This window comes from Niastella sp. sgz303648, assembly GCF_059587045.1.
The window spans coordinates 134,250-149,563 of record NZ_JCAPSW010000013.1; the positions used below are offsets into that span (position 1 = coordinate 134,250).

The 15,314-nt window shown below is 44.2% G+C and carries 9 protein-coding genes; 5 read left to right on the top strand and 4 right to left on the bottom strand.

What is annotated here, in order from left to right:
• The first annotated feature begins 75 nt into the window (after positions 1-75).
• The 3 genes from AC59IL_RS29530 (at position 76) to AC59IL_RS29540 (ending at position 5,393) form a co-directional block, all read left to right on the top strand.
• Positions 76-2,454 carry a TonB-dependent receptor domain-containing protein gene (locus AC59IL_RS29530; RefSeq protein ID WP_496555838.1) on the top strand — a complete coding sequence of 793 codons (2,379 nt, stop codon included), beginning with the start codon at positions 76-78 and terminating at the stop codon, positions 2,452-2,454.
• A gap of 92 nt (positions 2,455-2,546) precedes the next feature.
• The gene (locus AC59IL_RS29535) at positions 2,547-3,824 is read left to right on the top strand and encodes a carboxypeptidase-like regulatory domain-containing protein (RefSeq protein ID WP_496555839.1); all 1,278 of its coding nucleotides are present in this window, start codon (positions 2,547-2,549) and stop codon (positions 3,822-3,824) included.
• Between the two features lie 192 nt (positions 3,825-4,016).
• Positions 4,017-5,393, top strand: coding sequence for a jacalin-like lectin (locus AC59IL_RS29540; RefSeq protein WP_496555840.1), 1,377 nt, complete (start codon positions 4,017-4,019; stop codon positions 5,391-5,393).
• Positions 5,394-5,454: 61 nt separating this feature from the next.
• Here AC59IL_RS29540 and AC59IL_RS29545 read toward each other — a convergent pair whose 3' ends face one another.
• Together AC59IL_RS29545 and corA are read right to left on the bottom strand one after the other, a co-directional pair.
• The gene (locus AC59IL_RS29545; RefSeq protein ID WP_496555841.1) at positions 5,455-5,919 is read right to left on the bottom strand and encodes a hypothetical protein; all 465 of its coding nucleotides are present in this window, start codon (positions 5,917-5,919) and stop codon (positions 5,455-5,457) included.
• A gap of 40 nt (positions 5,920-5,959) precedes the next feature.
• Positions 5,960-6,934, bottom strand: coding sequence for a magnesium/cobalt transporter CorA (gene corA, locus AC59IL_RS29550; protein WP_496555842.1), 975 nt, complete (start codon positions 6,932-6,934; stop codon positions 5,960-5,962).
• A gap of 460 nt (positions 6,935-7,394) precedes the next feature.
• On the opposite strand from corA, the gene AC59IL_RS29555 reads away from it, so the two are divergent.
• On the top strand, positions 7,395-9,698 hold the full coding sequence (locus AC59IL_RS29555) for a DUF8189 domain-containing protein (protein ID WP_496555843.1): 2,304 nt from the start codon (positions 7,395-7,397) through the stop codon (positions 9,696-9,698).
• Between the two features lie 244 nt (positions 9,699-9,942).
• On the opposite strand, the gene AC59IL_RS29560 is transcribed toward AC59IL_RS29555, so the two are convergent.
• Positions 9,943-12,360, bottom strand: coding sequence for an ABC transporter permease (locus AC59IL_RS29560; protein ID WP_496555844.1), 2,418 nt, complete (start codon positions 12,358-12,360; stop codon positions 9,943-9,945).
• Between the two features lie 221 nt (positions 12,361-12,581).
• Here AC59IL_RS29560 and AC59IL_RS29565 point away from each other — a divergent pair, with 221 nt between their 5' ends.
• On the top strand, positions 12,582-12,827 hold the full coding sequence (locus AC59IL_RS29565; protein ID WP_496555845.1) for a YtxH domain-containing protein: 246 nt from the start codon (positions 12,582-12,584) through the stop codon (positions 12,825-12,827).
• Here AC59IL_RS29565 and AC59IL_RS29570 read toward each other — a convergent pair.
• On the bottom strand, positions 12,824-15,211 hold the full coding sequence (locus AC59IL_RS29570; RefSeq protein WP_496555846.1) for a hypothetical protein: 2,388 nt from the start codon (positions 15,209-15,211) through the stop codon (positions 12,824-12,826). The genes AC59IL_RS29565 and AC59IL_RS29570 overlap by 4 nt on opposite strands.
• Positions 15,212-15,314: the final 103 nt, after the last annotated feature.

A 15,314-nucleotide genomic window follows, 5' to 3' on the forward strand; every position in this document is an offset into this window, starting at 1 on the left:
TGCGCGCAAATAACGCCTCTCTTTATAACGCTGCTTGTCATCATCTTTTTTTTAAGGTTTGGAAATTTCTATTATATGATTAAAGGTTTAATGCTGTTTATTCTGGCAGCTTGTTGTGTTTTTACAACCGGTTTTGCACAAAGCAATACCGGTGTTGTTACCGGCCGTATCATTTCGGTTGATGACGAGCCGATCGAGATGGTTCCGGTGTCGTTAAAAGAGATCAATAAAAACACCCTTACCGATACAAAAGGAGTATATGTATTTACCGGCGTAACGCCCGGCAGGTATACTGTTCGCATACAAATGCGTGGTTTGAAAGAAACAGATATTCCGGTAGAAGTGAAAGCCGGCGATACAGCACAGGTTGATTTTAAATTAACGAAAGAGAACATCCCGGCATTACAGGAAGTGACCGTTTCAGGAAACATCAACAGATTCACAAAAAGAGAAAGCGTTTATATTGCCCGCCTGCCCCTGAAAAATCTCGAAAACCCACAGGTATACAATACAGTTACAAAAGAATTGTTTAAAGAGCAGATGGCGCTTGATTTGGGAAGCATTTCGAAAGCGGTGCCGGGTGCAGGGATTCCCATGCTGGCCAACCAGGGACGTGTTACTTTTCGTTCACGCGGATTTGAAACAGAACCCAATGCAAGGAATGGCGTAGCGGGCGCTGCTTTTTCATCGATCGATGTGGCTAACCTCGAGCGCATTGAAGTGATCAAAGGACCCTCAACCACTTTATTCGGCACCAACATATCGAGCAGTTACGGCGGATTGTACAATCGCGTAACCAAAAAGCCCTGGAATGGCTTTGGCGGTGAAATATCTTATTTCGGAGGAAGCTGGAATTATAACCGGCTTGCCCTGGATATAAATACACCTGTAAATGCCGATAAAACAGCGCTGATTCGTTTAAATGCGGCCACCACATTTGAAAAAAGCTTTCAGGATATGGGCTTTACCAATAACATAAGCCTGGCGCCTTCTTTTTCGTATCAGATCAACGACCGGCTTTCATTGTTATTGGATGTTGAGTTCGGACAGGCAAAAGGAACTTCTGTAGTGCGTTTTAATCCTTATACCGGCAGTAACAAAACGCAATCTATTGCCGATATGCAGTTCCCTTACAAACGTACTTTTTTGAGCAATGACCTTACTTATCAAACCCAAATGCTGAACATCTTTGCCCAGATGAATTATAAGATTTCAGACAAATGGACTTCTCAAACAATTGTTTCAAGAGCCCGGTCTACGATCAATGGTTATATCACTGCACTGAACGGCCGTACCGATTCAACGCTTCGTCCGCAGGTGATAGCCGGCTATACCAATTTCATCGCTACCGATATACAACAGAATTTTATTGGAGATTTTATGCTGGGCGCTTTTCGCAACCGCCTGGTGGCAGGACTGGATTATTACAATAATTACAGCGATTTTGACCGGGTTACGGTAAACACTACTACCGTTAATTTCATCAACACGCCAGATAATTACCGGGTAAGCCGCTTTAAAGTAGATTCACTGACCAGTACAGGTACGCTTCGAAAAGAAACCAGCGGAGACAATACCTATGCAGCCTATGCCTCAGACGTATTTAATATTACCGAACGGTTAATGGCCATGTTAAGTTTGCGGGTTGACCGGTACCAGTACAAAGGAGTGTATAATATTACTACCGGTACAACATCGGGTGGATTGGGCGCCAGCGGCGCACAGGCGGGGCCTTATGGCCAAACTGCTTTATCACACAAACTGGGCCTGGTATATCAGGTGGTTAAAGACCGCATTTCATTATTCGGTAATTATATGAACGGGTTTTTCAACAGAAGCGGAACGGCCCGTGATGGAAGTACATTTAAACCCGAACATGCCAATCAGCTTGAATTTGGTATTAAAGGCGATGTGCTGGTTCACCGGTTGGTTGGAACCGTTAGTTACTACAATATTAAGGTTGAAAATGTGCTGCGCACCGACCCGGCCGATATCAATTATTCAATACAGGATGGAACGCAGCGAAGCAGAGGGGTAGAGGTTGACATCAACGCCAATCCATTTCCCGGTTTGAACCTGGTGGCCGGATATGCTTATAACGACAGCAAATATATCAGGGCTGATTCTACGGTGCAGGGTTTGCGTCCGGCTTTATCGGGCCCCGACAACATGTTCAATTGCTGGATCAGTTACCGTTTTCCGAAAGGAAAATTACAGGGCCTGGGTGCAGGTTTTGGCGGCAATGCCGGTAGCGATTCATACCAAACAAATACACAAACAGCAAAAGTGATCATTCCTGCTTACATCCTGTTGGATGCGGCTGTTTTTTACGACCAGCCGAAATTCAGGGTAGGCTTTAAAGTAGACAATCTTACCAGCGAAAAAGCCTGGTCGGTAAGATTGACACCACAGGCGCCGGCCCTGTTTACGGGGAGTTTGACGTTGAAATTTTAACGAGTGGTGACGATTGTGTTTAATACATATCTGAAGTGTGGTTTTGTGAAAGTGCCGGAAAATGACTTATATTTTCGTCAAAATACCATCCGTTGAAATTCAGCTTTCTTTTCATGTTGCTGGCTGGCTTCATGTTGATTGCAAACGGTCAGCTACAGGTAAAGGGAATTGTTACCCGGCAATCTGACTCAAAACCAATTCCGGGCGCCAGTGTATACTTTGAAAATACATCTGCAGGAACTGTTACCGACAATTCCGGCGCCTTTACACTCATTGTTCCGGCGGGCGGTAAAGGTGCGCAAAAACTCGTGGTGAGCCATGTAGGGTTTCAAACGCATGTTGAAAATATTGCAGCGGGCAGTTCAGCATTATCATTGGTTATTTCCCTCGATGAAAAAAAGACATTATTACAGGAAGTAGTGGTAACGGCCGGCAGCAAAAATGGCTGGAGAAAGTGGGGGCAATTGTTCACTGATCTTTTTATCGGCACCTCGTCTTATGTCCGGCATTGTGACCTGCTGAATAAAGATGTGCTGCGGTTCGTATACTCCCGGGCTTCCAATACCTTACACGTGTATGCCAGCGAACCACTGCTACTGGAAAACCAATCCCTTGGCTTTTCCATTCGTGTTGACCTGGAACAATTCAGTTATGATTTCAATAAGAAATACCTGTTTTATGAAATACATACCTTTTATCAGCAACTACAGGCTGAAAGCCCCGGCATGCTGAAGAAATGGGAGAAAAACAGATTATCTGTTTATGCAGGCTCACCCATGCATTTTTTCCGTTCACTGTTCGACAGCAGTTATGAAAAACAGGGTTTCGAAATACACCGGCTGGTCACCGCCAACCGGTTCGAATGGGACCGTGTGAGTGCTTTGTACCAACATAATACAGATGCAGCCAATACATCAACGGCTGATTTTGAAAAAAATCTGAACAAAGACAGCCTGAAATATTACCATACAATATTGAAACAGGGGCCGCCTGTTGACTCCATGAACTCAGAACCGGTACGATTTTTTGAATTTGCTTCCATTAAAGATAGCTTCACGGTAATACTAAATTTCAATGGCCGGTTGTCGGTAATGTATACCCGCAACAATGCGCCCAATGAGTATCTGATTTATACCGGAGCTGTTGCACCACCGGGACAATCTCCAAAACAAACCAACCCCGTTTCGCTAAAGCCGGCTTCAACCATTGAGCTTATGCAGCATATTCCGGTTGAAGTATATAAAAACGGAGCTGTTAAAAACGATGACTTACTCATAGACGGCTTTTTTGCCTGGTGGAATAAAATGGCCACCTCCCTTCCATACGACTACGAACCGCCGGCTGATTTACCCGGATCAGGCCACCGGTAAACCGGTTTTGTAAGTAAACATCGGCCATCTATTTTGTACATTTAACACAGACCCATATACGCAACTATTTGTCCTCAGTCCTGCACCGTTAAAACACCCTTTTTTATTTTATTGAATGGTAATGATGGTTTTATATCTTTTGTAAAAAGTATATTTGAAGACCTTCTTTTTTACTATTAAACCATTTTTACCATGACTTCTCCCAACATTCCCACCAAAAGCGTAAACGCATGGATATACCTCGATGAAGACGATCCGCAGGGAACCGGATACACCTCCATCAACAGCAGCTACCAGTCGCTGGTCAATAACCAGGTATACACATGCACCGACATGTTATTTGTTTGCTTCTTTTCGGTTGTGCCCGATGGAAAAGGATACTTTACCATTGAGATCGGAAACAAGAATGTGGTTCATCCCGACGGTTCTACCACCCAACAGTATCTTCAGTATACTATTCGCGACGCACGCGCACAGAACCCCGGCGTTAAAATCCTGGCTACCCTGAATTACAATACCAACACGCTGTCGCAAATATTTTCGGGCGACCAGCAACAATGGCCTGTGCAGGCTGCTAACTTTGCTTCCAACGTAAAAAATTATCTGCAGAGCATGCAAATGAATGGCTTCGACATCGACTGGGAAGGCGCATTTGCTTCAGCAATCACTCCGCAACAGTTCAGCATTTTGTTTAAGGCATTAAGAAGCGCCTTTGATTCAGCCGGAACCTACATGTATATTACCATGTGTCCGGCCGAAACCGGAAATCTGGATGTAGCAACTGTAAACAGCTGCTTTGATATGGTTACTTTACAGCTGTACTCAGGATTTACATTTCCATCCGACTATACCGATATCGGCATCAATCCGCTGTTATTGGGATATGGCGCCAAGTTTGAATCGAACTACCAGAATGCCAATGATGCCTGGAATGGCGCCAGGGTTGGTTTCAACTTTAACGGACAACAATACGTGTACAACAACATTACCCAATGGAGGCTTAATTCAAACAATTACATTTTTGAACAGGGGCAGCAAATATTGTTGTACAATCTGGCATATAATCAGCCGGGTAGCATTTTTAACGACGGTGCTATTGTAGCACGGGCTGGCAATCCGTTGCTCACGAGCCTCATTATACGCAGCGGAGAGGTGTTAGATGCGGTGCAGGCTACCAACACCGGTATTTTCAATGGTAACTCCGGTGAACTGGGGCTGTTGCAGCATGGAGGTAATGGTGGTAATAACAACGTTATTAATCTGAATGCAGGGGATTGTATAACAGAAGTTTCAGGTTATACAGGCACCTGGTTTGGATGGAACGTAGTGGCGCAAATTAGTATAAAAACCATGCAAGGTGTGGTGTATGGACCCTTTGGTACCATGAATAATGTTACCGGCAAAAAGGCCTTTACCTATACGGCCCCCGAAGATCAATGTATTTCAGCATTGAATGGCTCAACCACGCAGGTGCCCACGGCGCAGGGCAATACCACTATGGTTGTTTCGGAACTAACAGTAAGCTACGAACAGGTTCCTTTAGCCGAATACAAAGCAATGGGTAAATAAGAACAGTGTATGTATAATATAAGCCGTGCCACGGTTTCAAACTGGGGCACGGCTTATATTATTATTTCATCCGCACATACCTTTCAATATTTATTCTGTCTACACCAATCTTTTCAATTTTTTCAACACCTTTTTGAGTCAGGGTATCATTTTGTATGGTAATGGTAAATTGAAAATCATGACCTTCCCATTGCCGGTCGCTGCAATATTCCAGATGCTCGGTGTATAAACTGTCTTTAAGCGAATAGCTGCCGCCGCCTGAAGAAAAAACAGCCGATGAATCTTTGCCTTTGTTCAGATCGTGCAATAAAAAGGCAAAATGCGAATTGTTGATGATCTTAATAAATGACTGATTTTTGGTATAATCAGTAACGGTGGTGTTGCCTTTTTCGATCAGGGCGCCCGAAAGCAATTTCCAGGTACCGGTTATAGGAACTGGTGCCGGTTTGGGATCGTTGTTTTGGGTAGCCGTTCCGCAGGAAATCATGCCTGTTACGATGAATATAACTCCAATGCTTATTTTCATTTTGTAAGGTTATGCTGCAATTTATGAAATCCGGTGATGCTTACAACCACCCCGCCCGGCGAAAGAAATAATACTCCACAAAACAGATTAGTAAAGTAAACCCTACTACCATCGGGTAGCCAAAATGCCATTGCAGCTCGGGCATAAATTTGAAATTCATGCCATAAAACCCTGCCACCATGGTAGGTACGGCAATGATCGCTGCCCAGCCGGCGAATTTTTTGGCGGTTTCATTCTGCGAAATAGAGATCAGGGAAAAGTTGGCATCCAGCGCTGTGTTCAGCAACTCTCTGGTATTATCTACCATTTCATTAATGCGTACCGCATGGTCGTAAATGTCGCGGAAATAGGGCTGCGTATCGGGCGATATGGATTTAATATCAAATCGCATCAGGCGGTTGCAGATGTCGACCAGCGGCGATACGGCCCGCTTTACCTCAAGCAACTCTTTTTTTAACTGGTATATTTGTTCGGTGGTTTCGCGGCTTGGCTTTTCTTTAAATACTTTGTCTTCGATCAATTCCAATTCTTCTTCCAGCTCCTGCACTACGGGGAAATACATATCTACTATAAAATCCATAATGGCATACAATACAAAGCCCTGTCCTTTGCTCAGCAATTCGGGCGTTGTTTCGCAACGCATTCTTACATCGGTATAAGGTACCGAAGTGCCGTGCCGTACAGCAACAATGTAATTGGGGCCTACAAAAAAATGTGTTTCACCAAACTTAATATGGCAATCGGGAGAAATTTGAGCAGTGCGCAGCACAATGAAAAGCGAATCGTTGTATAATTCAATTTTGGGGCGCTGGTGCGCCCGGTGGGCATCTTCAATGGCAAGATCGTGCAAACCAAACTGCTGTTGCACCCGTTCGAGCAACGCTTCGGATGGTTCATACAACCCGATCCATACAAACTGATCGGGATCTTTGAGTATTTCATGTATGTCGTTGATATCAACATCGGCAACGCGGCGGCCCCTGGAGTAAGCGGCACAATTAACAATCTCTTTCATGGCAATCGTTTTTGAAAGAACTAAAGTATACACCTTTATAAGTTCGTAAAAAAAGGTAAAATCACCAAATCAACTAAAACCATTTTCTGCCCAATAATATTAAATTTAGGTTATGTGACCCTGTAAGTAAATTTTTAGGTTGCTATTTAAATTTTAATTACTTACATTCGTTTGGAATTTTTAATACAAAGTTAAGTCGCCTGCTTTAAAGCGTTTTTTTCTTCCCTTGTACTGACCCATTATTGATTGATTACAGGCATTGGTTGTAGCTTCATTTTTATCAAACAGCAATTACCCTCCGAAAGCCTTACCCGCCCATAAAACAAAGGCTCATTGTGCTGTTCATCGCTGATGAACAGACGAACATTCTATGTGCCAACAGGCATATTACAACAACAGGTTAAGCATTTGATCAGGAGCATCTGAACCAACAACTTTTCAAAACTTCAAAAATTCTTTTATGAAGAAAGAAAAAACACAGATGCCTTCAGGCAACATGTCGAAGGAAGAAACCGGCATGGCTAAAATGCCCGGAGAAACAGCTGAAAAACAATCAGCAGGCGAAATGGGTATGGCAAATGGGAATATGGGCGCGGCAGCAGGCGGCCAGCAGTCTGCCCCTTCTGCCACTTCGGCCATGCCTATGACGCAAATGGGGGCCGCTTCAAACGGCAATAGTGATGAAGTACGCAATGTGATGATCGAGATACTTGTTCCGTCGGCCAAATCAAGTTCGTTTGGTTTGCAGATGGGAGCGGGGTTAACCGCTTACGGATTTCAGTTAGATTATAATTACGAACCTGTTCCGCTCAGCAGTCAGGGTGCACAACAGGGTGCATCCGAAACCGAAGGCCAGGTGGTATTGGTTCGCGGTACAGTACCTGCTTCGCGTATAGCTGAACTGGAGCAACAACCGAATGTAATAAAAGTATGGAACGACACTAAGATCGAACATTTTGATTATGATATGGAAGCGCTGGTAGAAGAGGAACAGGAAGTAAAAATAATTACTCCGGTTCAGGGGCTTGCCACCTGCCCTATAGGTACCTGCGATTGTACACCCGGTACTGCCAAAGGCAGCTTGCAGGATGTAGTGAATTATCTGGGTGTTAATAATATCTGGGCTTCGGGTTTTAAAGGCGATGGCATCGTGGTTGGCGTGGTAGATGGCGGTATTACCGCACAGGGCCGCTCGATAAACTCAGGCGATACGGGCAGGCCCGACTGGCCCAATAAACTCATTCCGCGTGTAATTGGCGGTTACCCTACGGGCGACTGGGGAACTACCGGCGCCGCCTGGGGATGGCATGCCAATATGTGTTCAACCGATGTACTGGGCATAGCCCCGGATGCGCAATTGTACGACATACGTATTTCGGCCGGTGGTCTGCCTGCTACTATTTCGGCTGCCATTGCCGGTTACCAGTGGGCTATCAACCAGCATAAGTTAAACGGTACTCCGCAAATTTTGACCAACAGCTGGGGATTGTATCAGAAAGACTGGGACACTGAATATGCCACCAATCCGGCGCATCCTTTCACCCGTAAAGTGGTTGATGCGTTGAACGAAGGTATACTGGTTTTATTTGCAGCCGGTAATTGCGGCGCTACCTGTCCTGACGGACGTTGCGGTACCGATTCCGGTCCGGGTAAAAGCATCTGGGGCGCCAATGGCCATCCGGGCGTAATGACGGTAGGGGCCGTTAATAAAAACGAACAGTTTGTTGGATACAGCAGCCAGGGACCTGCTGCACTCGATCCGCATAAGCCCGATTTTTGTTCCATCACACACTTTCAGGGTTTCTTCCCCAGTGATAACGGCACTTCGGCCGCAACACCAATTGCAGCCGGTGTGGTAGCCTTGCTGAAACAGGCGAAACCTTCCTTAACACAGGACCAGGCTAAAGCTGCATTGATCAGTACGGCTAAAGATATTGGACCTGCTGGATGGGACCAGCATTCGGGCGCCGGTATCATTCAGCCCTCAAAAGCATTCGGCACCGTTGCGGCTTCGCCAAAACCGTCGGGACCAGTGGTTTCGTGGGGGCCTAACAGGCTCGATGTATTTGTAATTGGCACCAATAAGGCATTGTATCATAAATGGTGGAATGGTTCGGCATGGGGCCCGTCGCTCACCGGTTACGAAAACCTTGGCGGCACTATCATCAGTGCACCCGAAGTGGTTTCATGGGGCGCCAACCGTTTGGATGTATTTGTGGTGGGCACTAATTCGGCATTATATCATAAATACTGGAATGGCTCGGCCTGGGGACCATCGGTTACCGGGTACGAAAACCTCGGTGGTGTTATTCAGGGACAACCGAAAGTGGTATCATGGGGGGCAAACCGGCTTGATGTGTTTGTAGTAGGCACTGATAGCTCGCTATACCATAAATACTGGAATGGTTCGGCATGGGGACCTTCGGTAACAGGGTATGAAAATCTCGGTGGTGTAATTGTTGGTTCACCCGAAGTGGTTTCATGGGGACCCAACCGCCTCGATGTGTTTGTAGTGGGAACCGATTCGTGCCTCTATCACAAATGGTGGAATGGTTCTGCCTGGGGTCCGTCGGTCACCGGCTGGGAAAACCTCGGTGGTACAATTATCGGTCAGCCTAAGGCTGTATGCTGGGGACCAAATCGCATAGATGTATTTGTTATAGGCACCAATTCGGCCCTTTATCATAAATGGTGGAATGGCTCGGCCTGGGGCCCGTCGGTAACCGGATATGAAAATATGGGCGGCGTTATTACTAAGTTTTAGGCAGTAATTTTTGGTAGATAGAATACTCACTTAAGTCCCGCTTCGGCGGGACTCTTTTTTTAAGCTAAGAGAATAAAGAAGTTGAAAGAGATAAAAGAGATATCTATTTTATCAAAAACACATTGTTTTGTCAATAGTCGGCAATTTTTAAAAAGATTAATGGCTCTTTTTTCTCCTTTTTCTCTTTAAGCTCTTAGCGCTACTGCATTCAGGGCGCTGGCGCCCAAAAATTCATAAAATATAATTATTCATGTTTTATAGCTTTTACAGGATTCGAAAGCGACGCCTTAATAGTGAGCCATGCCGTTGTGATCATGGCTATTAATACCAAAACAACTACAGGTAAGGCAAATTGCCACCAGGTTAACGGTACTTTAAAAGCATATCCTTTTAGCCATTGTACTACTAACATGCCGGCTAACGGAATAGCGATCAAACTGCATAACAATATCAGTTTAATTACATCCCATGCAAGCAGCGATATAATGTTCTCAACCGAAGCGCCAAGTACTTTGCGTACGCCTATTTCTTTTGTTCTTCGGGCTGTTGAATAGGCGGTTAAACCGAACAATCCCATACAGGCAATAAGTATCGCCAGCGAAGAAAAAATCATGACGGTGCGGCCGAATTGTACCTCCTGCCGGTATTGGCGGTTGTAAAATTCATCGAGAAAAAAGAAGTCGAAAGATGATTCGGGAAAAAAGTTGTTCCATGCCTGTTTTAGCCGGGCTACCTTGTTGTGCATTTTGTTGCTGTTAACTTTTACAGAAACATAGTCTGCAGGTATCCAATTCAAAGCGGGATCCATAAATAAAATAACGGGTGTGTATTGCTGTTGTAACGACCGGTGATGATAATCTTTTATAACGCCGATTATTTCATTAGGGCGTTTGGTAACGGTTTCGAGCCAAACTTTTTGTCCTACGGCCTGTTCGGCAGAAGCAAAACCAAATTGTTTTACGGCCGACTCATTTAAAACAACACCCGTTGAATCGGCAGGGCGGCTTTTATCAAAAGCTCTTCCGGCTATTATCTGCAGTCCATATGCTTTAATAAAATCGTGATCGGCTTTCAGCATTTCGTAGGTTCGTTCTTCTGCCGTAGATGCGCCATACCGTCTGTTCGCCAAAAATTTACCTACCTCCTTGCCTGGTACTGCACCCGATGTGGTTACCAGGGTTACGCCGGGTACTGTTTGAAAAATAGCTTTCAGACTTTGCATTTTTTGTGCATAATTATCTGTGCCGGCAGGTGCTTTAATAACAATGGTCTGGTTGATATTCGTACCTGTGTTTTGGCCCGACATAAAATTTATTTGTCTGTAAACAGCCATGGTACCGGCAATTAGCAGTAGCGAAGCAGTAAACTGAAAAGCAACCATGCCTTTACGCAACAATATCCCTTTTTGTGAAAAGGAGAAGCGTCCTTTTAATACTGCTACAGGTTTTAATTTAACCAGCACCATGGCAGGGTAAATGCCCGACAGTAATGCACCGGCAAAACATACCAGGCTGGTGGTAACGTACAGATCTTTGTTGAATAGCAAACTTTTTGTATCACTGCCAATGTAAGCCGGCAACCACGATGATAGCAGCATAACCAGTATCACAGCCAGTATAGCAGCGATGACATTAATAATAATTGATTCAAACAGAAACTGAAATGCCAGTTGTCCTGCACGGGCGCCGCTTACTTTTCTGATACCTACTTCGCGTGCCCTTTCGATAGATTTTGTTGTAGCGAGGTTGATATAATTTACACAGGCTATGATCAGTATTACAAAGGCCATAATGTTTAGCAGGTTTACCGCAAACCGGTTTCCCTTTGTTTCTACTTCATATTGTTTGGCGGGAATAAGATGAATGTCGGTTAAAGGAACAAGGTGAATGGCCCATTTCAGGTCTTTCAACGCAGGACCTGTTTTATATTGTTCTGCTATTGCAGGGAATTGTGCTTCGAGATTTGGTATGTTGGTGCCGGGCTGAAGCTTTACAAACGTATAGCTTTCGTGCATATACCAGAAATCGCGCAACCACTGTGGCGTAGTGGCCCATGAGATCAGAAAATTGAACTGCATGGTTGAATTGGCGGGAATATCTTTGAAAACACCTGTAACTGCGCAATGATAACTTGTCGACTGGGTGCTAACATCCATAAACTTTCCAACCGGGTCGGCATCGCCAAAATACTTTTTGGCAGCCGATTCAGATATAACCATGGTATTTACTTCTTTCAACACATTAGCAGCATCACCCCGGAGCAGGGGGTAGGAGAAAAAAGAAAAGAAATTGGTATCGGCAAAACAAACATGCTCTTCGCGGAATTTGATATTGTTGAACCGCACCACCCGCTCTGCATCGTTCCAGTTGATGCGTGTAAAAGAGCTGATTTGCGGCAGATGGTCTTTCATGGCTTTGGCATATCCGTTTGTGCTGGTTGGCCAGTTATCGGTAAGGTGATCACCTTTATAAAACATGCTTTCGACGCGGTAAATATTATCTGCATCGGGGTGCATGTGATCATAGCTTTTTTCGAAACGAACATAAGCGCCGATAATAATAAATGCTGCAATTCCTAAAGCAAGCCCGATAATATTAATGGAAGTGTAAAACCTGTTTTTTATAAGATTACGCCAGGTAACCAGTATAATGTTTCGGATCATTAAATAATAGCGTTGAGAATGTATTGTAAAATAAGGGATTTTGTGCTGCTGCAGGCGCCACCATTATACCAGATGCTTAAGCGTCTGCAAATCAATAAGGTGAAAAAGTAAAAAATTCTAAGATGTGCGGTTATGATACATATCATGTTCGGAAATGAACAGAAGTCATGTTCGAAAGTGAACAGAAGCCATTACATTTGAGCTGTATAAACGATTGACATATGCCAGAAAGCAGACACCGTCACAAACACCATCGCCAGCATTCCGGCGATACTGCCCGTCAACCCCATGCAGTTAAAACAGCACGCAGAAACCCCGTTACCATTATGGTTGTATTTATTGGTATACTGGGGGTCGTTGTAGCCCTTATATCAACAGGCACCGATCCTGTATGGTTATTGACCGGCGCACTGGTCGGCGCTGTGGTTGGTTATTTAATAGGAAGGCAAATGAGAAGGCTGAGTTAGCCTTCCATATTAATATCAACCCGTAACGCTTTCAGTCCGGTTACGCCCTGTAATTCTTCCAGCTCAAGGTATTCAATACCTGGCTTCAGTAAATTTTTGCTTTGCAGGAACATAATATATTCTTCATACTCCTGCGCTTCTTTCGGATTTGAATAGGCCATGGCTATTTTACCCGGCTGGGTAAGCCTTTCATTCGTATCACGGATGTTAACCTTGTCTAACCGTTTTTTGATGACCTCGTAACGAATGTTATACGAGCCTTCCACATCAAACCGCCTTTCATCTTTTCTGAAGCTGATAGATATCGGCTGGCTGTGTATCAGGATCATTTGAGTGGTTTGTAAAGGTACCTGCAACGTGGGCAACAGCCTATGCGTAATACGCGCAATTTCGGCCATCGACTTCAACTGCCATAGCCTGATGTTTTTCAGGTACAGCAAATCGAAATGGTGATTGGGCGAAATAGACTGGCCGATGTATATGGTGTATTCAACACCATCGGTTTTGTATTTTTCGAAATAATGCGGATACGATTCCTGCAGCATAGCTTCTTCCTGTTCGAGGCACCGCAGCACGGTGTAGTTGATGGTATTAAGGGTATCTTCGTATTCATTTCTGAAACGGTACAGGAAACCATCATAATCCCGTACCAGGTTAAAATAGTCTGTTACTATTTCGTGCAATTTGATATTGCCTTTTTGCAGGTGGTTAAAAACAGGCTCCAGCTCTTTTTCAAAAAATTCATTGATGCGCACTTCGTCTTCGGCAGCCAGTCCTTTTTCGATCGATTGTCTGAATTTAAAATTTTTGAATTTCAGTCCTTCCAGTAACGGAAGTTGTGCCTGTGCCTGCAGTTTATCTAATGTTTCATCTACTATGTTCAAATGCTCTCTCAGGTCTTTTTGAATGGCAGTTCTTCTTTCAACCGAAGAGTTACGAACGTCGATGGCGCCGTACAGAGGATATACATTATCAAAAATAACATTGCCTGTTACTGCAGTATTGCCGCTAATGCTATGGTTGTGCATATACTCCCAGGCCACTTCGGCAAACTTCCATTCAACCGATGGTTGAAGGGCTGTAAATTTTTCCTTGATCAGTTTTTCGATCTTGTCATTAAACGCATCGCGGTTCTTTAGCAGGGCCAGCGACAACAATGGCATGGCCGGTTCAATGCGCGACAGCACTTTCTGATCGAGTTTGTTGGGTATGTGTGATGCCAGTTCAAGCATGCCCAGCAGGCCATCATCGTTTTGAATGGGATAAATGATATAGCTTTTTACTCCTTCATCAAGTAACCCTTTCAGGAAAGGAGCAACCTGAAGTATATGTTCATCGAACACCGAAAGCGGAACGGGTTCGGGATGCTCGGTAAGAAAATTAACACAGCTGCGATAGGTAGCAACATTTTCTTCATCAGTCAGCTTCCATTTCTTTCCCAGCAAACTGTATCGGATACAGGTTTCATCCATCACAAACTGGTTGTTGAGCTTTACAAAAGAAGTAAGTCCAACTTCCACATCATTCAGGCCTACCAGGGCATGAATGTTATTTTTAAGGTCATCGATGATGCCGGTGTTGCAGGTTTCGTGCCGCAGCAACACTTTTTTAATGGAGTCGAGCGATTCGTGGGTAGTAACGTCTTCGGCGATCCATACGCCAAACCCTTCAATATTAAAAAGGTCTAACGGCATTCTTTCCAGTTGCCGGTCGAGGTCAAGTATCCTGAATGAATTCAAACAAACGCCGCAGTCGTGCAGAAGTGGTAATTTACCTTTTAGCTGAATATCGATAAACCGTTTATCATAACGCAGCTTATAAAATCTTTTCATGCCCGTAATTGTATTAACCACAGGAAATACCAGATCGGTATTTTCATTCAGTTTTATACCGTAAAATTTTTCAAGCACATGTTCGTATACCAGTGCGCATTGAGCATGTTTTATATATTCAACCGGGGTATCGTTGGGTAACAAAAAATTTTCTTCGGTATCGTCTACAAATAATTGTCTGAATGGCTCTGAATAATTGAAGATGGTAAACTGATAGGGAACAGACAGTGTAAAAACATTTTTTTCTTCTTCATTCACAACCGGGAACAGGGTAGTACCCAGCAATTCAAGCAGCTCGCTGTTTTCGTCGAGCAGGTGGCTGTCTTCAACAGGTTGAAGCAGGGCAGGTTCAGCTTCAAATTTATCAATCAGGTAACTGTATATTCTCGACCTCGTATCGGTGCTGCCGGTTAATTTGTTTTTCAGATATTCTATATAAGGGCGGAACGAAATCTTGCTGTCTACCGAGGGAATATTATTAGCACCTTGTATGGCTGCAAGCATTTTCACTTTTTTAAGCGACCGGGAAGCAGGAGCAATTTCTTCCAGCATAACACAGTATTTAAAAGTGAATAATAACAATGTAGTAAGAGCTGTCTCCAAAGGTAGTAATCAATTTGCAATTAGCAATTGGCAATAAGCAATTGGCCCCATA